This window comes from Pseudomonas sp. P7759 (assembly GCF_013386445.1).
Lineage (GTDB): Bacteria > Pseudomonadota > Gammaproteobacteria > Pseudomonadales > Pseudomonadaceae > Aquipseudomonas > Aquipseudomonas azotoformans_A.
Genome location: NZ_JACART010000021.1, coordinates 98,551 through 118,155 on the forward strand (window position 1 = coordinate 98,551; position 19,605 = coordinate 118,155).

General features: G+C 60.2%; 17 protein-coding genes. 10 read left to right on the plus strand and 7 right to left on the minus strand.

What is annotated here, in order from left to right:
* Positions 1-54: 54 nt before the first annotated feature.
* Both dprA and HX823_RS18000 read right to left on the minus strand, forming a co-directional pair.
* Positions 55-1,149, minus strand: a complete 1,095-nt coding sequence (dprA, locus tag HX823_RS17995) for a DNA-processing protein DprA (RefSeq protein ID WP_177075817.1) — start codon at positions 1,147-1,149, stop codon at positions 55-57.
* A 63-nt stretch (positions 1,150-1,212) separates the two neighbouring features.
* On the minus strand, positions 1,213-1,989 hold the full coding sequence (locus HX823_RS18000; RefSeq protein ID WP_177075819.1) for a peptidoglycan-binding protein: 777 nt from the start codon (positions 1,987-1,989) through the stop codon (positions 1,213-1,215).
* Positions 1,990-2,124: 135 nt separating this feature from the next.
* Between HX823_RS18000 and def the strand changes: the two genes are divergently transcribed.
* The 5 genes from def (at position 2,125) to HX823_RS18025 (ending at position 6,681) form a co-directional block, all read left to right on the plus strand.
* Positions 2,125-2,631: a peptide deformylase gene (gene def / locus HX823_RS18005; protein WP_016978734.1), complete on the plus strand. Its 507-nt coding sequence runs from the start codon at positions 2,125-2,127 to the stop codon at positions 2,629-2,631.
* Positions 2,632-2,699: 68 nt separating this feature from the next.
* Positions 2,700-3,650 carry a methionyl-tRNA formyltransferase gene (fmt, locus tag HX823_RS18010; RefSeq protein ID WP_177075821.1) on the plus strand — a complete coding sequence of 317 codons (951 nt, stop codon included), beginning with the start codon at positions 2,700-2,702 and terminating at the stop codon, positions 3,648-3,650.
* Positions 3,647-4,957 (plus strand): 16S rRNA (cytosine(967)-C(5))-methyltransferase RsmB, encoded by a 1,311-nt coding sequence (gene rsmB, locus HX823_RS18015; protein WP_177075823.1) that lies wholly within the window; start codon positions 3,647-3,649, stop codon positions 4,955-4,957. Before fmt ends, rsmB begins: the two co-directional genes overlap by 4 nt.
* A gap of 22 nt (positions 4,958-4,979) precedes the next feature.
* On the plus strand, positions 4,980-6,353 hold the full coding sequence (trkA, locus tag HX823_RS18020; protein WP_010207735.1) for a Trk system potassium transporter TrkA: 1,374 nt from the start codon (positions 4,980-4,982) through the stop codon (positions 6,351-6,353).
* A 19-nt stretch (positions 6,354-6,372) separates the two neighbouring features.
* Positions 6,373-6,681, plus strand: a complete 309-nt coding sequence (locus HX823_RS18025; protein ID WP_038847372.1) for a lipopolysaccharide assembly protein LapB — start codon at positions 6,373-6,375, stop codon at positions 6,679-6,681.
* Between the two features lie 72 nt (positions 6,682-6,753).
* Here HX823_RS18025 and HX823_RS18030 read toward each other — a convergent pair whose 3' ends face one another.
* A complete protein-coding gene (locus tag HX823_RS18030; protein ID WP_016978730.1) occupies positions 6,754-7,641 on the minus strand; it encodes a lysophospholipid acyltransferase in 888 nt (295 codons plus the stop codon).
* 40 nt (positions 7,642-7,681) lie between these two features.
* A complete protein-coding gene (locus tag HX823_RS18035) occupies positions 7,682-8,239 on the minus strand; it encodes a DNA-3-methyladenine glycosylase I (protein WP_133079499.1) in 558 nt (185 codons plus the stop codon).
* An 81-nt stretch (positions 8,240-8,320) separates the two neighbouring features.
* On the opposite strand from HX823_RS18035, the gene glyQ reads away from it, so the two are divergent.
* From glyQ to HX823_RS18055, 4 genes are all read left to right on the plus strand, one after another.
* Complete coding sequence (gene glyQ / locus HX823_RS18040; RefSeq protein ID WP_003187265.1) at positions 8,321-9,274, plus strand: glycine--tRNA ligase subunit alpha; 954 nt, start codon at positions 8,321-8,323, stop codon at positions 9,272-9,274.
* Complete coding sequence (glyS, locus tag HX823_RS18045) at positions 9,271-11,325, plus strand: glycine--tRNA ligase subunit beta (protein ID WP_038847378.1); 2,055 nt, start codon at positions 9,271-9,273, stop codon at positions 11,323-11,325. The genes glyQ and glyS overlap by 4 nt, the downstream gene beginning before the upstream one ends.
* A 2-nt stretch (positions 11,326-11,327) precedes the next feature.
* A complete protein-coding gene (gene gmhB, locus HX823_RS18050; RefSeq protein ID WP_161630242.1) occupies positions 11,328-11,864 on the plus strand; it encodes a D-glycero-beta-D-manno-heptose 1,7-bisphosphate 7-phosphatase in 537 nt (178 codons plus the stop codon).
* 82 nt (positions 11,865-11,946) lie between these two features.
* Positions 11,947-12,717 (plus strand): 1-acyl-sn-glycerol-3-phosphate acyltransferase, encoded by a 771-nt coding sequence (locus HX823_RS18055; RefSeq protein ID WP_033900474.1) that lies wholly within the window; start codon positions 11,947-11,949, stop codon positions 12,715-12,717.
* Positions 12,718-12,899: 182 nt separating this feature from the next.
* On the opposite strand, the gene HX823_RS18060 is transcribed toward HX823_RS18055, so the two are convergent.
* Both HX823_RS18060 and HX823_RS18065 read right to left on the minus strand, forming a co-directional pair.
* Complete coding sequence (locus HX823_RS18060; RefSeq protein WP_177075825.1) at positions 12,900-15,179, minus strand: CHASE2 domain-containing protein; 2,280 nt, start codon at positions 15,177-15,179, stop codon at positions 12,900-12,902.
* Between the two features lie 3 nt (positions 15,180-15,182).
* Positions 15,183-16,100 carry a FecR domain-containing protein gene (locus tag HX823_RS18065; RefSeq protein ID WP_177075827.1) on the minus strand — a complete coding sequence of 306 codons (918 nt, stop codon included), beginning with the start codon at positions 16,098-16,100 and terminating at the stop codon, positions 15,183-15,185.
* 254 nt (positions 16,101-16,354) lie between these two features.
* On the opposite strand from HX823_RS18065, the gene HX823_RS18070 reads away from it, so the two are divergent.
* The gene (locus HX823_RS18070; RefSeq protein ID WP_038847382.1) at positions 16,355-17,077 is read left to right on the plus strand and encodes a response regulator transcription factor; all 723 of its coding nucleotides are present in this window, start codon (positions 16,355-16,357) and stop codon (positions 17,075-17,077) included.
* A 106-nt stretch (positions 17,078-17,183) separates the two neighbouring features.
* Here the strand turns inward: HX823_RS18070 and gyrB are convergent, their stop codons facing one another.
* Positions 17,184-19,601, minus strand: coding sequence for a DNA topoisomerase (ATP-hydrolyzing) subunit B (gyrB, locus tag HX823_RS18075; protein WP_017528682.1), 2,418 nt, complete (start codon positions 19,599-19,601; stop codon positions 17,184-17,186).
* Positions 19,602-19,605 lie beyond the last annotated feature (4 nt).

The following is a 19,605-nucleotide window of genomic DNA, read 5'->3' on the forward strand; positions in this document are numbered from 1 at the left end:
TGTTCACTCTCCAGACTAAAGCTCTGCGCAGTTTACCGATCTTCTTTACAAAACCTAGCAGCGCGCAAGCCAGCGCCCGCTTTCGCAGATGACCTGACCTTCGAGCTCAAGCTCCGTAAGGCTCGCCAGTACCTGGGACAACGGCCGTCCACTGGCAATCGCCAGGGCTTCGCTGGTGTGAGGCGCCGCGTGCAGCAACGCCAGCAACGGATGCACAACCGGCATCGGCGCTGGGCGGGACAATGCCTGCCAGCCACGTAAACCTTCCAGGATGTGTTCGATAGTCTCCACCAGCACCGCACCATCACGGATCAACTGATGACAGCCCTTGGCGCCGGGATGATGGATGGAGCCCGGAATCGCATACACCTCGCGCCCTTGCTCGGCCGCCAGTTTCGCCGTGATCAGCGAACCGCTGGCCATGCTGGCTTCCACCACCAGCACGCCCAGGGACAAGCCACTGATGATCCGATTGCGTCGGGGAAAATTACCCGCCTGGGGCGGCGCATCCAAGGGGAACTCGGAAACCACCGCGCTACCTTGGTCAATCATCGCCGCTGCCAGCCGGCGGTGGCGCTGTGGATAAAAATTTTCAAGCCCGGTGCCGAGCACGCCAATTGTCTGGCCGCCCACATCCAATGCCGCCTGATGCGCTGCACCGTCAATGCCTAACGCAAGGCCACTGGTGATGACAAAACCGGCGCTCGCCAAGGTGCGCGAAAACGCCGCCGCCGTGTCCATGCCGGGACGCGATGCACGGCGGCTGCCGACTATCGCCAGTTGCGGTTTTTCCAGGATTGCAGGGTCACCGGCGACGAATAACAGCGGCGGCGCATCATCAATCTGGGCAAGCAGTGCAGGGTAGTCCGGCTGGTCCCACATCAGCAAATGCTGGGCCGGGCAGGCCAGCCAGGCCAAAGCCTCGCTGGCAGCATCGCGAATTTCATGACTGCGCCGGGCATCGGCGCTGATGGCCGGCAGCCCGAGTGAACGCCAGGCGCTGGCAGGCGCACTGATGGCTTTTGAGGCAGAGCCGAACGCTTCGATCAACAAGCGAAAACGTTTCTGACCCAGTTCCGGCAGCCTGTGCAAGCGTAGACGCGCTTCCAGTTCTGAGGGGGAAATTTCGTGGCTATTTGTCGGATACATCTGATCATCCTTGACCGGAACAAGTTGTGGATAACTCTGTTGGTAACTTATTTAGCAGGCTATTTATTGTGTTTGATGAGCAGTCTCGAAACGGTCCATCACCGCCAACGGTCGTGAGGCATTGAGCACCAGGCCGTAACTGAGCTTTTCGTAGGTGCGAAACACCAGCAGGGTGCCGGCGCGCTCGTCGGGCAGTTTCGTCGGCGCGCCGGTCAGGCGGTCGCGCACCGTGGCGCCGGTCTTGATCACGCTGAGGAGTTGGCCTTCGACCAGGCCGTCACGACGGCCTTTGTTCAGGGTTACGGCATCCAGCACGCCGATCTGGGTCACGCCCTTGGGAATATCGATGATCTGCCCTTCGATAAAGGCGGCCGTTGGCGTGACAGCAAGAGCGGCCGGGTCGACGGGTGTTTGCGCACGCAGCAGGCGATCACCGGGTCGCACCTCCTGGGTAACGCGTTGCACGGCCAGGGTGGTGAGGTCGCCTGCGGTGACAAAACGGGCGGTGCCGATGTCGTCGGCATTGATCCCCAACAGCTCTCGGGTCTGTGGGTCGGTGTAGGCCTTGCCGCGTCGGAATATGCCGTAATTGGGCTGGGAAGGGTCCAGGTTGCCCCTGGCATACACGCGCTCGCCATCGGCGCCGAGCACGCGGCCAGCTTCGGCAGCGATGATGTACGGTGCGTTGTCCAGGTCCTGGGGTGTATCAAGGATGCGGTTATGCAGCAGGAAGCGCTGGATAGCCTGTTGCGTCGGTTGTTCCAGGCGCTGGACGGGCGAGGGCAGCAGGGCCATGGAAAACGGGGCCCACAGCAGCAAGACGAGTAGCGATTTCCTCATGGGGTGAATCTCCTTTATTATGTGCGTTCGCGTGAAATGCCTTGGCCTTCGCGGCTTTTAAGGGTTTCACACCGGTCGTGTGGGTCCATCCCAACGCCGATTTGCCTCTACCTCACATGTGCAGCAATTACGCTTATGGCTATTTTGAACATCCTCGAATTCCCCGACTCGCGCCTGCGCACGATCGCCAAACCGGTGGCCGTAGTGGACGACAAGGTTCGTCAGTTGGTCGATGACATGTTTGAAACAATGTATGAAGCCCCGGGTATCGGCCTCGCCGCGACCCAGGTCAACGTGCATCAGCGCGTCGTGGTCATGGACCTGTCGGAAGATCGCAGCGAACCGATGGTTTACATCAACCCCGAGTTCGAACCGCTGACCGACGAAATGGGCGAATACCAGGAAGGCTGCCTCTCCGTGCCGGAGTTCTACGAGAACGTCGAACGCCCGCTGCGCGTAAAGATCAAGGCCCTGGACCGCGACGGCAAGCCGTTCGAGCTGATTGCCGAAGGCCTGCTGGCGGTGTGCATCCAGCACGAATGCGACCACCTCAACGGCAAGCTGTTTGTCGATTACCTGTCCACGCTCAAGCGCGACCGGATCAAGAAGAAGCTGGAAAAAAAGCATCGCCAGCAAGCTTGATGCCCCCTTCCAAAGGCTTGCTGCGGCAAGCCTTTTTCTTTTGTGACTGCTTTTAACCGAGACCTCCCATGACCGAGCCACTGCGCATTGTTTTTGCCGGCACGCCTGAATTTGCCGCCGAACACCTCAAGGCCCTGCTTGCCAGCCCTTATGACATCGTCGCGGTGTACACCCAGCCGGATCGCCCGGCCGGTCGTGGGCAAAAACTGATGCCGAGCCCGGTCAAGCAGCTGGCGCTGGAGCACAACATTCCCGTGCTGCAACCGCCGACCCTGCGTAATGCCGAGGCCCAGGCCGAACTGGCGGCGCTGAAGCCGGACCTGTTGGTGGTGGTGGCCTACGGCCTGATCCTGCCGCAAGTGGTGCTGGATATCCCACGCCTGGGCTGCATCAACAGCCATGCCTCGCTGTTGCCTCGCTGGCGCGGTGCGGCACCGATCCAGCGTGCGGTGGAAGCCGGTGACAGCGAAAGCGGCGTGACCGTGATGCGCATGGAAGCAGGGCTGGACACCGGCCCGATGCTGCTCAAGGTCACTACGCCGATCACTGGCGAAGACACAGGCGGCAGCCTGCACGACCGCCTTGCCGAACTGGGCCCGCCCGCTGTGATACAGGCCATCGCTGGCCTGGCTGCGGGCACCCTGGAAGGTGAAGTGCAGGACGACAGCCTGGCCACTTACGCCCACAAACTGAATAAAGACGAAGCGCGCATCGACTGGAGCCGCCCGGCCGTGGAGCTGGAGCGCCTGGTGCGCGCCTTCAACCCGTGGCCGATCTGCCACAGCACCCTCAACGGCGAAGCCTTGAAAGTCTTGGCCGCCACCTTGACCGAGGGCAAAGGCGCTCCCGGTGAGATCATCGGCGCCAGCAAGGACGGCCTGTTGGTCGCCTGCGGTGAACAAGCGTTGTGCCTGACCCGTCTGCAATTACCCGGTGGCAAGGCGCTCAATTTCAGCGATTTGTTCAACAGCCGTCGTGAGAAATTTGCCGTGGGTACTCTCCTCGGGGCCGCCCAATGAACCCACGTCTGGCTGCCGCCAAGGCTCTCGCTGCCGTCCTCCAAGGCAAGGCTTCGCTGAACAGTTCGTTGCCGACCCAACTGGACAAGGTCGAAGACCGCGATCGCGGTTTCACCCAGGACCTGGCCTTTGGCACGGCCCGCTGGCAGCCACGCTTGTCGGCGTTGGCAACCAAGTTGCTGCAAAAACCGTTCAAGACGGCCGATGCGGATGTCGAGGCGCTGCTGCTGGTGGGCCTCTATCAGTTGCTCTACACCCGCGTGCCCGCCCACGCCGCCATCGGTGAAACCGTCGGTTGCGCCGACAAGCTGAAAAAACCTTGGGCCAAGGCCCTGCTCAACGCCGTGCTGCGCCGAGCCCAGCGAGAAAGCGAAGCGCTGCTGGCCGAGCTGGAACATGACCCGGTGGTGCGCACCGCCCACCCGCGCTGGCTGCAAAAGTCCCTGAAAGCCTTCTGGCCGGAGCAATGGGAAGCTATTTGCGCGGCGAACAATGCGCATCCGCCGATGATCCTGCGGGTCAATCGTCGTCATCACAGCCGTGACGCCTACCTGCAATTGCTCACCGAGGCCGGTATCAACGCCACGCCGTGCGTGTACAGCGTCGACGGCATCGTGCTCGAAGCCGCCGCCGATGTACGCAGCCTGCCGGGCTTTGCCGAAGGCTGGATCAGCGTGCAGGATGAAGCCGCGCAACTGGCTGCCGACCTGCTCGACCTGGCACCCGGTCAACGCGTGCTCGACGCGTGCTGCGCGCCAGGCGGTAAGACCTGTCACATCCTGGAAGTCGAAAAGGACCTGGCCGGTGTCGTCGCCGTCGACCTGGAAGCCAAGCGCCTGGTGCGCGTGCGCGAGAACCTCGCTCGTCTGGGCCTCAGCGCTGAGCTGATCGCCGCCGACGGCCGTGACACCGCCACCTGGTGGGACGGCAAGCCGTTCCAGCGCATCCTGCTCGATGCACCCTGTTCCGCCACCGGCGTGATCCGCCGCCACCCGGACATCAAGCTCACCCGCCAACCCGACGACATCGCCGCCCTGGCCGTGCTGCAAGGCGAACTGCTCGACGCAATGTGGCCGACCCTGGACGTTGGCGGCATCCTGCTCTACGCCACCTGTTCCACCTTGCCGACGGAAAACACCGAGGTGATCGAAGCCTTCCTCGCCCGCACCAGCGGCGCCCGGGAGCTCGACCTCGCCACCACGGCTGGCATCAAGCAGCCCCACGGCCGCCAATTGCTCGCGCAAGAAGGCGGACACGATGGCTTCTACTACGCCAAACTGATCAAGATCGCCGCCGCGCGCGGCTGAATGGTTTTAAGGGAGTGACCGGATGAAAATCATCATCCTTGGGGCAGGGCAAGTCGGTGGCACGCTGGCCGAACATTTGGCCAGCGAAGCCAACGACATCACGGTGGTCGACACCGACAGCGAGCGCCTGCGCAACCTGGGCGACCGCCTCGATATCCGCACCGTACAAGGCCGTGCATCGTTCCCGACGGTGCTGCGCCAGGCCGGTGCCGACGATGCCGACATGCTGGTGGCCGTGACCAACAGCGACGAAACCAACATGGTCGCCTGCCAGGTCGCCCATACCCTGTTCCACACCCCGACCAAAATTGCCCGTGTACGCGAAGCGGCCTACCTGACCCGCGCCGGGCTGTTCGACAACGATGCGATTCCGGTCGACGTGCTGATCAGCCCGGAACAAGTGGTGACCCACTACATCAAGCGCCTGATCGAGATTCCGGGCGCCTTGCAGGTGATCGACTTCGCCGGCGGCAAGGCGCAACTGGTCGCGGTGAAGGCCTACTACGGCGGCCCGCTGGTGGGCCAGCAACTGCGCCAGTTGCGCGAGCACATGCCGAATGTGGAAACCCGCGTCGCGGCGATTTTCCGGCGCGACCGCCCGATCCTGCCCCAAGGCGACACGGTGATCGAGGCCGACGACGAAGTGTTTTTCATCGCCGCCAAGGCGAATATTCGTGCCGTCATGAGCGAAATGCGCCGCCTCGACGAGACCTATAAACGCATCGTCATCGCCGGCGGCGGGCAGATCGGCGAGCGTTTGGCCGAAGCCATCGAAAGCCGCTACCAGGTGAAAATCATCGAGATGAGTCCGGCACGTTGCCGGCATTTATCCGACACCCTCGACAGCACCGTCGTACTGCAAGGCAGTGCCTCGGACCGCGACCTGCTGATGGAAGAGAACATCGCCGACGCGGATATCTTCCTGGCCCTGACCAACGACGACGAAGCCAACATCATGTCATCGCTGCTGGCCAAGCGCCTGGGCGCGAAGAAGGTGATGACCATCATCAACAACCCGGCTTATGTGGACCTGATCCAGGGCGGCGATATCGACATCGCCATCAGCCCGCAGTTGGCGACCATCGGCACGTTGCTGGCCCACGTGCGTCGTGGCGATATCGTCAGCGTGCACTCCCTGCGCCGGGGTGCGGCGGAAGCCATCGAGGCGATTGCTCACGGTGATTCCAAGTCGAGCAAGGTGATCGGCAAGGCCATCCGCGATATCGGCTTGCCGCCGGGCACCACCATTGGCGCGATCATTCGCGACGAAGAGGTGATCATTGCCCACGACGACACAGTGATCGAAACCGGGGACCATGTGATCTTGTTCCTGGTAGACAAGAAACATATCCGCGATGTGGAGAAACTGTTCCACGTGGGCCTGAGCTTTTTCTGACACAACGGAGTACGCCTGCATGCTCGAATCCCTGGAAAAAATGCTCGCCAAGGGTGTGGATAATTCCCTGCTGCGTTTTGGTTTGGGCAAGGGTTATCTGGATTTGAAAGACAACGCCAAGGCGGCGGAGCATCTGCAGAAATGTGTGGAGTTCGACCCCAAGTATTCGGCGGCGTGGAAGTTGTTGGGTAAGGCGCAGTTGGGGTTGGAAGATCGTGCGGCGGCGCGGCTGGCGTGGGAGAAGGGCATCGAAGCGGCCCAGGCCCATGGCGACAAACAGGCCGAAAAAGAAATGGCGGTGTTCCTGAAGAAACTCGACCGCGTGTAAACGCGTGCTTTTGTAGTGAGCGGGCTTGCCCCGCGCGAGGCAAGCTCGCTCACTACAAGTGTCAAGCCGGCATCAATACCAGCGCGCTTCGCCCGGCGGGCGTTTCTTGAAGCGCTTCATGCTCCACATGTACTGGCTCGGATAAGCGCCGACATACCGCTCCACCACCTTGCTCATCGCCGCACAGGACGTAGCAGTGTCGGTGCTGTACATGTCTTCCGGCGCCGCTTCCAGAATCACTTTGTAACCCGAACCGTCCGGCAGCCGCAGCGCGTGCAGGAACACGCCGACGGCCTTGTGACCGGCAAGCATGTTCGGCACGAACTTGCTGGTCAGCGCCTGGGTGGCAAAGAACGGCACGAAGATCCCTGCGGATTCCGCCGGCTCAGGATCCGCCGGAATGCCCACCTGGCCGCCTTTGCGAACTTCCTTGATCACGCTGAGGATGCCTTCCTTGGTCGACGCCGCCACGCGGTTGCCCAGTTGCACGCGCTGCTTGCGCAGCAACTCATCCACCGCCTTGAGCTTGGGCGGGCGGTAGAAAATGATCGGTTTGCACTGGCTGCAATAGAAATGGTTCAGCACTTCCCAATTGCCCAAGTGGCTGGTGATGCCGACCACGCCTTTGCCCGAAGCCAGGGCTTCGTGCAGCACCTCCAGGCCTTCGACTTCACGCACCAGGTCGATGGAACGCTGGGCCGGCCAGATCCAGGCGCAGGCGCTTTCGGTCAGGGACTTGCCGATGTCCATCAGGCTGCGGCCGACTAAAGCTTCACGCTCGACGGGGTCCATGTCCGGGAAGCATTTGGACAGGTTGATCCGCACCGTGTCGCGGGAGCGGTTGGGGGTTTTCCACATGATCCAGCCAATCGCCGTGCCGACGGCCTGGACAGCGCGCCAGGGCAGCAGGGCAAACAACCGGAGAGCGCCTACCAGCAAGGCGCCTTTCAACTTTTCCACAGGTCACTCCTGATCGTGTGTGGTGCGCAAAGCCGGCATTCTAACCGGCGTTGGCCAAGTCCGCGTAACGGTCGCAGTCCTGAGTGTGATCCATGACCATGCCTGAGGCCTGCATGAACGCGTAGCAAATGGTCGGCCCGACGAAGGTGAAACCGGCTTTTTTCAGGGCTTTGCTCATGGCTTCAGCCTCGGGTGTAATCGCCGGCACTTCGCTGCGGTCCTTGAAGTGATTGACCTTGGGATGGCCACCAACAAAGGACCAGAGCAACCCCACCGGGTCCTCCAGCGCCAGCCAGGCTGCGGCATTGCGGCGGGTGGCGTTGAGCTTCAGACGATTGCGCACAATGCCCGGATCCTGCATCAGCGCTTCGATCTCAGCATCGGTCAACCGCGCCAACCGCTGCGCATCAAAACCAAACAAGACCTTTCGATAATGCTCGCGTTTGCGTAAAACGGTGATCCAGGAAAGGCCCGCCTGGAACCCTTCGAGTAAAAGCAACTCGAACAAACCCTGCGCATCGCGCAGCGGCGTTCCCCACTCCTGATCGTGATAAGCCATGTACAGCGGATCTTCAGAACACCAAAAGCAGCGTGGCATAAGGCTCCAGGGGATGGTGGCGCGGCCGAATCGGGTATACTCCCGCTCTTTAAATCGCAGCCCAAGTAACAGGTGAATTTCGTGAGCCAGCCTACGCCAGCCGTGCGTACCTTCCAAGACTTGATCCTCGCCCTCCAGCAATACTGGGCCGAGCAAGGTTGTGTGGTACTTCAGCCCTACGATATGGAAGTAGGCGCCGGCACTTTCCACACCGCTACATTCCTGCGGGCCATCGGCCCGGAAACCTGGAACGCCGCTTATGTGCAGCCCAGTCGTCGCCCGACTGACGGCCGCTACGGCGAAAACCCGAACCGCCTGCAGCACTACTACCAGTTCCAGGTGGTACTGAAGCCGAACCCGGACAACTTCCAGGAACTGTACCTGGGCTCGCTCAAGCATGTGGGCCTGGACCCGCTGGTCCACGATATCCGTTTTGTCGAAGACAACTGGGAATCGCCGACCCTGGGCGCCTGGGGCCTGGGCTGGGAAGTCTGGCTCAACGGCATGGAAGTGACGCAGTTCACTTACTTCCAGCAAGCCGGTGGCATCGAGTGCTACCCGGTGACCGGCGAAATCACCTACGGCCTCGAGCGCCTGGCCATGTACCTGCAAGGCGTGGACTCGGTCTACGACCTGGTGTGGGCTGACGGCCCGTTCGGCAAAGTGACCTACGGCGACGTGTTCCACCAGAACGAGGTGGAGCAGTCCACCTACAACTTCGAACACGCCAACGTCGACAAACTGTTCGAACTGTTCGACTTCTATGAAAGCGAAGCCAAGCGCCTGATCGAGCTCGACCAGCCGCTGCCGTTGCCAAGCTATGAAATGGTGTTGAAGGCCTCCCATACCTTCAACCTGCTGGATGCCCGCCGTGCCATCTCGGTCACCGCGCGCCAGCAATACATCCTGCGTGTACGCACCCTGGCGCGTTCCGTCGCCCAAGCCTACCTGCTGGCTCGCGCCAAGCTGGGCTTCCCGATGGCAACCCCGGACCTGCGTGATGAAGTGTTGGCTAAGCTGGAGGCTGCACAATGAGTGCTCAAGATTTCCTGGTTGAACTGGGCACCGAAGAGCTGCCACCCAAGGCACTGAACACCCTGGCCGACGCGTTCCTGGCCGGTATCGAAAAAGGCCTGCAGACCGCGGGTCTTAAATTCGCCGCGAAGAAAGTCTACGCCGCGCCACGTCGCCTGGCCGTGTTGCTGACCGCGCTGGAAACCCAGCAGCCGGACCGCAACATCAACCTCGACGGCCCACCACGCCAGGCCGCTTTCGATGCCGAAGGCAACCCGACTCAAGCCGCCCTTGGTTTTGCCAAGAAGTGTGGCGTCGAGCTGAGCGAGATCGACCAGAGCGGCCCGAAACTGCGTTTCAGCCAGGTCATCACCGGCAAGCCGACCGCCAGCCTGTTGCCGACCATCGTTGAAGACTCGCTGAACGACCTGCCGATCCCGAAGCGCATGCGCTGGGGCGCTCGCAAGGAAGAGTTCGTACGTCCGACCCAGTGGCTGGTGATGCTGCTCGGTGACCAGGTCATCGATTGCACCCTCCTTGCCCAGAAAGCCGGTCGTGATTCCCGTGGTCACCGCTTCCATCACCCTGAAGCTGTACGCATCACCTCGCCGGCCAACTACGCTGCCGACCTGCGTGCCGCCTACGTGCTGGCCGACGCCAACGAGCGTCGCGAGCTGATCAGCAAGCGTACCGAAGAGCTGGCCCGCCTGCAGGAAGGCACCGCCATCGTGCCGCCAAGCCTGCTCGACGAAGTGACCGCGCTGGTTGAATGGCCGGTGCCGCTGGTGTGTTCGTTCGAAGAGCGTTTCCTCGACGTGCCGCAAGAAGCGCTGATCACCACCATGCAGGACAACCAGAAGTATTTCTGCCTGCTGGACGTGGACGGCAAGTTGCTGCCGCGCTTCATCACCGTGGCCAATATCGAAAGCAAGGACCCGCAGCAGATTATCGCCGGTAACGAAAAAGTCGTTCGCCCGCGCCTGACTGACGCCGAGTTCTTCTTCAAACAAGACAAGAAGCAGAAGCTGGAAGACTTCAACCTGCGCCTGCAGAACGTGGTGTTCCAGGAAAAACTCGGCAGCGTCTACGACAAGGCCGTGCGCGTTTCCAAGCTGGCCGCCTACATTGCGCCACGCATTGGTGGCGATTCCGCCTGGGCTGCGCGTGCAGGCCTGCTGTCAAAGTGCGACCTGGCCACCGAGATGGTCGGCGAGTTCCCGGAGATGCAAGGCGTTGCCGGCTACTACTACGCCCTCAACGACGGCGAGCCGGACGATGTAGCCCTGGCGCTGAACGAGCAGTACATGCCGCGCGGTGCCGGTGCTGAACTGCCAAGCACCTTGACCGGCGCTGCGGTGGCCATCGCCGACAAGCTGGATACCCTTGTGGGTATCTTCGGTATCGGCATGCTGCCCACCGGCAGCAAAGACCCGTATGCCCTGCGCCGTGCGGCCCTGGGCGTGCTGCGTATCCTGATCGACAAGAAGCTGGACCTCGACCTGACCCAGGCCGTGGTGTTTGCCGTCGGCCAGTTCGGTGCCAAGGTCAAGCAAGCCGGCCTGGCCGAGCAAGTGCTGGAGTTCGTGTTCGACCGCCTGCGTGCGCGTTACGAAGACGAAGGCGTGGACGTGTCGGTGTACCTGGCGGTACGTGCCCTGCAACCGGGTTCGGCGCTGGACTTCGACCAGCGCGTACAAGCTGTGCAGGCCTTCCGCAAACTGCCGGAAGCCGACGCCCTGGCCGCTGTGAACAAACGTGTGTCGAACCTGCTGAGCAAGGCCGAAGGCCTGGGCAATGCTGACGTCGACCCAGGCCTGTTTGCCGACGCCAAGGAGTTCTCGCTGAACTCGGCCATCGCCAAAGCGGAGACGGCAGTGAAACCGCTGATCGCCGAGCGTAACTACGCCGAAGCGCTCGCGCGCCTGGCCACCTTGCGTGACCCGGTGGATGCGTTCTTCGAAGCCGTGATGATCAATGCCGACGATGCCGGCGTGCGCAAAAACCGCTACGCCATGCTGGCGCGCCTGCGTGGTCTGTTCGTCAACATTGCTGACATTTCGACGCTGAGCTGACCATGTTGAAACTGCTGATTCTTGATCGGGACGGGGTGATCAATGTCGACTCCGACGCTTACATCAAGTCGGTGGCGGAATGGATTCCACTGCCCGGCTCGATCGAGGCCATCGCGCAGTTGAGCAAAGCCGGCTGGACGGTGGCCATCGCCACCAACCAGTCCGGCATCGCCCGTGGTTACTACGACATCGCCACCCTGGACGCCATGCACGCGCGCTTGCGCACGTTAGTGGCCGAGCAGGGCGGTGAGGTGGGGTTGGTGGTGTACTGCCCCCACGGGCCGGATGAGGGCTGCGATTGCCGCAAACCCAAGCCTGGCATGTTGAAAACCATTGCAGAACATTACAAGGTGCCGTTAGCTGGGATATGGTTCGTCGGGGACAGCCTCGGTGACCTGGAGGCGGCCAAAGCCGTCGACTCTCAGCCAGTTTTGGTTAAGACCGGAAAAGGCGAAAAGACCCAGGCGAAAAACCTGCCGGTAGGCACCTTGATTTTTGACGATCTGGCGGCCGTTGCCGCAGAACTTATCAACAACTAGCCACCCTCGACTTCCTGAACAAGGATTGCTCGGGAGTGCGCTTTTAGCAGGCGGGCCGCGTCCCGCAACGGTAAATGCCGCCATGTCGATTTTGCAGGCCATCAGAACCTTTTTCTTTTACCTGCTGCTGGGCACCAGTTCGTTCCTCTGGTGCACCCTGAGCTTTTTTATTGCGCCCTTTTTGCCATTCAAGGCGCGCTATCGCTTTATCAACGTCTATTGGTGCCGCTGCGCGTTGTGGCTGTCCAAGGTGTTCCTGAACATCCGCTTCGAGGTCAAGGGCGCGGAAAACGTCCCGGACCAGCCCTGCGTGATTCTGTCGAACCACCAGAGCACCTGGGAGACGTTCTTCCTGTCGGCGTACTTCTCGCCGCTGAGCCAGGTACTCAAGCGCGAGCTGTTGTACGTACCGTTCTTTGGCTGGGCCATGGCGATGCTGCGCCCGATCGCCATCGACCGTGACAACCCCAAGGCCGCACTCAAGCACGTGGCCAAGAAAGGCGATGAGCTGCTCAAGGACGGTGTTTGGGTGCTGATCTTCCCCGAAGGCACGCGTGTGCCCTACGGCACGGTAGGCAAGTTCTCACGCGGTGGTACGGCTTTGGCGGTCAATGCGCATCTGCCGGTACTGCCGATTGCGCATAACGCCGGTAAGTTCTGGCCAAAGACCGGCTGGGCGAAACGCGCAGGCACCATCACCGTGGTGATCGGCGAACCGATGTACGCCGAAGGTGAAGGACCCCGTGCCATCGCCGCGCTGAATGACCGCGCCCAGGCGTGGAACGAAGCCCAGCAACGGGCCATGGGGTCGTTGCCGCCGGAGCCGGTTGTAGTCGACACGCCGGTCATCTGAGCATCTGTGGATAACCTGTGTACGGTTTGTTGGCGAATCGCCTTTTTCGTCTTATAAGAGGCTGATTTACTTATATATTTCTCAAGGTCATAAAATCAGGGAAAAGGTGCATAAGTTTTTTCCGCATAAAAAAACCGGTCCTTGTGACCGGTTTTTTATGCACAGCAGAAAAGTACGTTTTTTCAGTCGTCCAGCAGCGGCAGTTGAAGGCTGAATGTGGTGCCTTTGCCCACCACGCTTTCGCAACTGATGCGCCCGCCATGACGTTCTACCACGGCCTTGACCATCGTCAATCCCAACCCCAGGCCTTCGCTGCCTTGGGACGAATCGAAGCGGCGGTATTGGCTGAACAGCTCCGGCAAGTCCTGTGCGGCAATCCCTGGACCCTGGTCGCTGATACGGCATTCCAACCAGCCTTCTGCGCTGCTGTGCCTCAACCTCACGGTCGTTCCGGAAGGCGAATACTTGATGGCGTTCTCCAGCACGTTGAACAACGCGCGGGTTAGCAGTGATTGGTCAGCTGACACCATGCCTTCATCGGCCTCGTCCAAGTCGTGAACCAGATGAATCCCCTTGAGCTGGGCGATCAGCGCCACTTGGTCAAAGGCATCCATGACCAACATGGCGAACAGCGTCGGTTGGAACTGGTAACCATCAGCCTCGGCTTTCGCCAGTTGCACGAAGGACTCGGTGAGGCCCAAGGCACGGCGAACTTGTTGTTCGATCTGGGCAAACACCGGGGACTCGCCGTTATGCACATCCAGCAGTGCAAGGATCGCTGAATGGGGTGCGCGCAGGTCGTGAGAGAGGAACCGCAACATGGTCTCGCGGTGTTGCTGGGCTTCGCGCTCCTTGCTCAAATCCGTCAGGCTCAGCAGCCAACCAAGGGCAACGTCGCCTTCAGCCGGCAGCAAGGGCGCGAGCTCCATGCGCAGGCTGCGTTGGTGGATGTCCCGGAACTCCACAAGCTCCAGCGCCGACAGGGCAGGGCGCACGCCATTGTGCAGCGGTGGGTAGCCCAAGTCCGCCAGCTGCTCCAACAGGTTTTCGTTGACCAGATCATTGCCGAACACTTGCCGGGAGATGCGGTTGGCCAGCAGGATATTGCCCTTGGGATCGGTAATCAGGGTTGCCACCGGCAGGCACTCCAGGCCATCGGCCATAAAGCGCCGTGTGTCACGTGTGCGGCTTACGGCTTGTTCCAGGGCAAAGATACGCGCCTGCAACACATCGCCTTTGCTGGCGGGTGCACGACGACGTTCGGGCAGGACTTTGGGTTCGTTGTCCAGGCGTGCCAGTTCCCAACCGAAATAGGCGAGGATCACACTGAGGCGGCGCCAGTTCCAGATCAGGTAGCTGAGCAGCAAACCAATCAGACAGGCCGCAGGCGACCACCAGTGGCCCAGGCGCAACAGGGCCAGGGAACCGAGTACCGCGACAGCCATGCAGCCCAGGGTCATCCACAGTGCGTAGCGCGGGCGATAGAGCAGCAGGCCCAATAACAATGCCACCAATGAGGTCGCCATCAAGGCCGCAAGCCAGCCTGGCAGATCAACGATGCTGCGGCCTTGAAGCAAGCCATTGAGCACGTTGGCCTGGATCTCCACGCCTGCCGTGGTGCCCACCGTCGAAGACAGAGGCGTGACGAAACGATCGCCCATCCCGGAGGCGGTCGACCCCACCAGGATCAGGCGACCACGCAGTTGCTCGGGAGCCACTTCACCGCGCAATACGCTGGCGTAGGACACGCTAGGAAAATGCGTATGAGGGGCAATAAACGGGATGCGAATAGCGTGCTCCCGATGCCAGTGCTGAGTGAGCGATTGCAGAGGCTCGCCCGGCATTTCAGACAACTCGCCACTCATCTCGTAGGCCAGCCACGCCAATTGCAACGCCGTGGCATCGGGCGGGCCTTCACGCAGATAGAGGCTGCGGACCACGCCATCGCTGTCTGCTTCAACATTGATGTGGCCCAGACCTTTGGCGCATTTGAGTAAGGGCATCATCTGCGTGTCCGGTTGGCTGTAGCTCGCAGCACCTTCACGGAGGAGGGGTAGCAAGACATTGCCGGCGTTGCAGACCGACTCGGCCAGGCGTTTGTCATTGGCGGGGTCGCCGCGCTCACTGAAGATCACATCGAACAGAATGCCCGCCGGTTGCGCGGCACTCAGGCGGTCGATCAGGTCGGCGTGCAGGCTGCGTGGCCAAGGCCATCGTCCGAGCTTCTTAAGGCTGGAATCATCGATCGTCACCAGCAGGATCCGTGGATCGACGGGTAGGGGTGTGAGGCGACGCAGGCTGTCGTATAACGGATTGTTCAAGGCCAGGCCCGGGCTCAGCGACAGGTAGGCGGTGATGGGCAACAACAGTAAACCTATCCACAACCACTCGCGCACCAGGCCGTGGAACAGGCGCTGGGCATGGGTGGGTTGACGTTTTTCGGCCTTGCCCCAGAGCATCATTGGTCAATGTACCTGAGCAGTGGGCGGGTAGTAGAAAATGTCATAGACCCCGGTTTCTCCCTCCAGGCCGTTTTCGTCGTAAGCCGACAAGCGCACGTGATAGAACGAAGCTTTGAGCCCAGTGAAGCTCATTTTCGGCGTGCTGGAAAAGTTTTCCTGCTTGATGTTCATAAAGGTTTTGTCAGTGGCGACCTGGGCACGGTAGCGCTGGGCGCCGGGCAATGGCCGAAGGTATAAGCTCCAGATCGGTGCGTCGCCTTTCTGGCCGTCCTGCCCGATGAGCTTCGGTGCGGCCAGCAGTTCTACGGGATTGAGGTCGCCCTGTTTCTTGAAGAGCAGGCCTTGGCGTGCAGCCACTTTGATCTCGCCTGTCCGATCCCGGCTGGCGGCGACCTGACCATCCAATACTTCCAACAACGATCGCTCAGCCTCATTGCGCACCCGAAAGTGCGTGCCTCGCACACCCAGCACACCGACCGGCGTTACGATCTGGAAGCGATCATGATCGCTGGCACGCTTGATCACATACGCCTCGGCCTGGCCTTGTTCGAGTACCACTTGGGGAATCGACAGCTTCTTCTCCAAGCGCAGCCGCACCTGAGAATCAGAGGGCAATACCACGCGGGATCCATCACCCAGCAACAGGCTGACGAACGCCGACGCCGAGGTCTTCACACCTTCCTGTTCATCAATAGACATGCCTTCGAGCAAGGGAATCGTCTTGCCCTGAGTATCGAGTTTCCAGGCTTCACCGGTGAGATGCTGGACTACGGCAGGCAGAGGTTGGACCCGGCATAAAAAGTCATCGTCGATGTATGGTGTACGAATCTTTGTAGCAGCGCCCGCCGAGCCCACCATCATGATCAACAAAGAGGGAAGGGCGCAGCGCAGGCAATTAGGAGAAAGAAACATGGCGCTCATACAAGTCAGGGTTCCAGAGGGCAACAGACATCAGCGCACAGGAGTTTACGGCAGCGCATGCGTCGGCTGATCCTTTTCCTTAGGGTCAGGAGCCGGTATCTTTCCCACATTGGTATCGAGGACTTTCAATGGGTTAACCGCTCATTGATCCCAGCGTATAGAGAGATCCGAGGGGTCGATGAATCTGCGCACAATTCTTCAGATTCAAAAACCGGCCGACGGCTGTCGCACTCTTCAAATGAAAGGACCCACCCATGCGTGTCGCAATACTGGATGACGAACCCGCCGAACTGCGCCGGGTGGAACAGACACTGCGACAAATCCCCAGCACCGCCGAACAGCCTTGGTCCTTGCATTGCTTCGAACGCGGTGAAGACCTGTTACGCCAACTGCGCCGGGAAACCTTCGACCTGCTGATACTCGACTGGCAATTGCCGGACATCACCGGCATCGCGTTGCTGCGCTGGACCCGCGAACACATGGAGTCGCCACCTGCCGTCATCATGCTCACCAGCCGTGATGCCGAGAGCGACATCGTCACCGCGCTCAACAGCGGCGCGGACGATTACGTCAGCAAACCTTTCCGCCCCAATGAATTGAAAGCACGGGTCACTGCCGTTCTGCGTCGGCATGGCCTGCAGAAGTCTGCCACCCATGAAGTGCAGAGCTTCAATGACCTGACCTTTGATGACGCCGAATTGACAGTGACCCGAGCGGGAAAACCGATCAACCTCACGGAACGGGAGTATCGTCTGGCCAGCTGTCTGTTCGCTAACTTGGCCCGACCACTGTCTCGCGAGTACCTCTACGAGCGGTTCTGGACCCATGAAGAAATGGTGTCGTCACGGCCGCTGGATACGCATATCTACCGGCTACGAAACAAGCTGGGGCTGACGGCGGATCGGGGTTGGCAGTTGCTGACGATCTATGGGTATGGGTATCGATTGGAGAGTGTGGCGGCAGCTTCTCAAGGCTGATTACGCTGATGTTCCACGTGGAGCATTTTCAAATTCGCTGATTTTCACCCAATAAAAAAGGCCAACGCTAAGCGTTGGCCTTTTTAGTTTGGCAGGCTTACCGGGATCAGAAGTCCAGGTTGGAAACCGCCAGGGCATTGCTTTCGATGAAGTCACGACGAGGCTCAACCGCATCACCCATCAGGGTGTTGAAGATCTGGTCCGCGCCAATGGCGTCTTCGATGGTCACGCGCAGCATACGACGCTGGGCTGGGTCCATGGTGGTTTCCCACAGCTGATCCGGGTTCATTTCACCCAGACCTTTGTATCGCTGGATGGTGTGGCGCTTGGTGCTTTCCGCCATCAGCCAGTCGAGGGCTTCCTTGAATTCCTTGACCTGCTTCTTGCGTTCGCCACGCTGAATATAAGCGCCGTCGTCCAACAGGGTGCTCAATTGAGCGCCCAAGGTAACCACGGTCTTGTAGTCATTGCTGCCGAAGAAGTCGCGGTTGAAGGTGACGTAGTTCGACAGGCCGTGGGAGATCAGTTCGACCTCTGGCAGCCACACGTTACGTTCACGGTCTTCACGCAGGCTGGCTTTGTACACCAAGCCAGACTTCTCGACGGTGCGCAGGCGCACTTCGTACTGAGCCAGCCAATCCTGCATCGCTGCATGATCACCCAACTGTTCCAGGCTGACGGCCGGCAGGTAGATGAAGTGCTCGGTCAGTTCCTGAGGGTACAGGCGCGACAGACGCTTGAGGGTCTTCATCACCATGCGGAAGTCGTTTACCAGACGCTCCAACGACTCACCGGAAATGCCCGGTGCTTCGTCGTTCAAGTGCAAGCTGGCATCTTCAAGGGCCGACTGCGTCATGTACTCTTCCATGGCGTCGTCGTCTTTGATGTATTGCTCTTGCTTGCCCTTTTTCACTTTGTACAACGGCGGCTGAGCGATGTAGATGTAGCCACGCTCGATCAGCTCCGGCAACTGACGGAAGAAGAAGGTCAGCAGCAGGGTACGAATGTGCGAACCGTCGACGTCAGCATCGGTCATGATAATGATGTTGTGGTAGCGCAGCTTGTCGATGTTGTACTCGTCACGGCCAATACCGCAGCCCAACGCCGTGATCAAGGTGCCGACTTCCTGGGAGGAAATCATCTTGTCGAAGCGGGCCTTCTCGACGTTGAGGATCTTACCCTTCAACGGCAGGATGGCCTGGGTGCGACGGTTACGACCCTGCTTGGCGGAACCGCCAGCAGAGTCACCTTCCACCAGATACAGTTCGGAGAGGGCAGGGTCCTTCTCCTGGCAGTCAGCCAGTTTGCCTGGCAAGCCGGCGATATCCAGCGCGCCTTTACGGCGCGTCATCTCACGGGCTTTACGCGCGGCTTCACGGGCACGGGCGGCGTCGATCATCTTGCCGACGACCAGCTTGGCTTCGTTCGGGTTCTCCAGCAGGAAGTCGGAGAAGTACTTGCCCATCTCCTGTTCCACGGCGGTCTTCACTTCGGAAGACACCAGCTTGTCTTTGGTCTGGGAGCTGAACTTAGGATCCGGTACTTTTACCGAGATAATTGCGGTCAGGCCTTCACGCGCATCGTCACCGGTGGTGGCAACTTTGTGCTTCTTGGCCAAGCCTTCGGCCTCGATGTAGGTATTCAGGTTACGCGTCAGTGCGGAACGGAAACCCACCAAGTGAGTACCGCCGTCGCGCTGAGGAATGTTGTTGGTGAAGCACAACAGATTCTCGTTGAAGCTGTCGTTCCACTGCAGGGCGATTTCCACGCCGATGCCGTCTTCACGCTGGATGTTGAAGTGGAACACCTGGTTGACCGCAGTCTTGTTGGTGTTCAGGTATTCAACGAACGCACGCAGGCCGCCTTCGTACTTGAACAGCTCTTCCTTGCCGCTGCGCTCGTCCTTGAGGACGATACCGACACCGGAGTTGAGGAAGGACAGTTCGCGAATCCGCTTGGCCAGGATGTCCCAGCTGAAGTGGATATTCTTGAAGGTTTCAGCCGATGGCTTGAAGTGGATCTGCGTACCGGTGGTTTCGCTGTCACCGACGATTTTCATCGGTTCTTGTGGAACACCGTGGACGTAGGTCTGCTCCCAGATCTTGCCGCTGCGGCGAACTGTCAGGATCAGCTCTTCGGAAAGTGCGTTCACCACGGACACACCTACACCGTGCAAACCACCGGAGACTTTGTAGGAGTTGTCATCGAACTTACCGCCAGCGTGGAGCACGGTCATGATGACCTCTGCCGCCGAAACGCCTTCTTCTTTGTGTACGTCTACCGGAATGCCGCGACCGTTGTCGCGCACGGTGATCGACTCATCCGGGTGGATGATGATGCTGATGTCGTCGCAGTGACCGGCCAGAGCTTCGTCGATGGAGTTGTCGACCACCTCGAACACCATGTGGTGCAGACCGCTACCGTCATCAGTGTCGCCAATGTACATACCGGGACGTTTGCGTACGGCATCCAAACCTTTCAGCACTTTAATGCTGGTCGAGTCGTACGTGTTTTCTTCGCTCATGCCT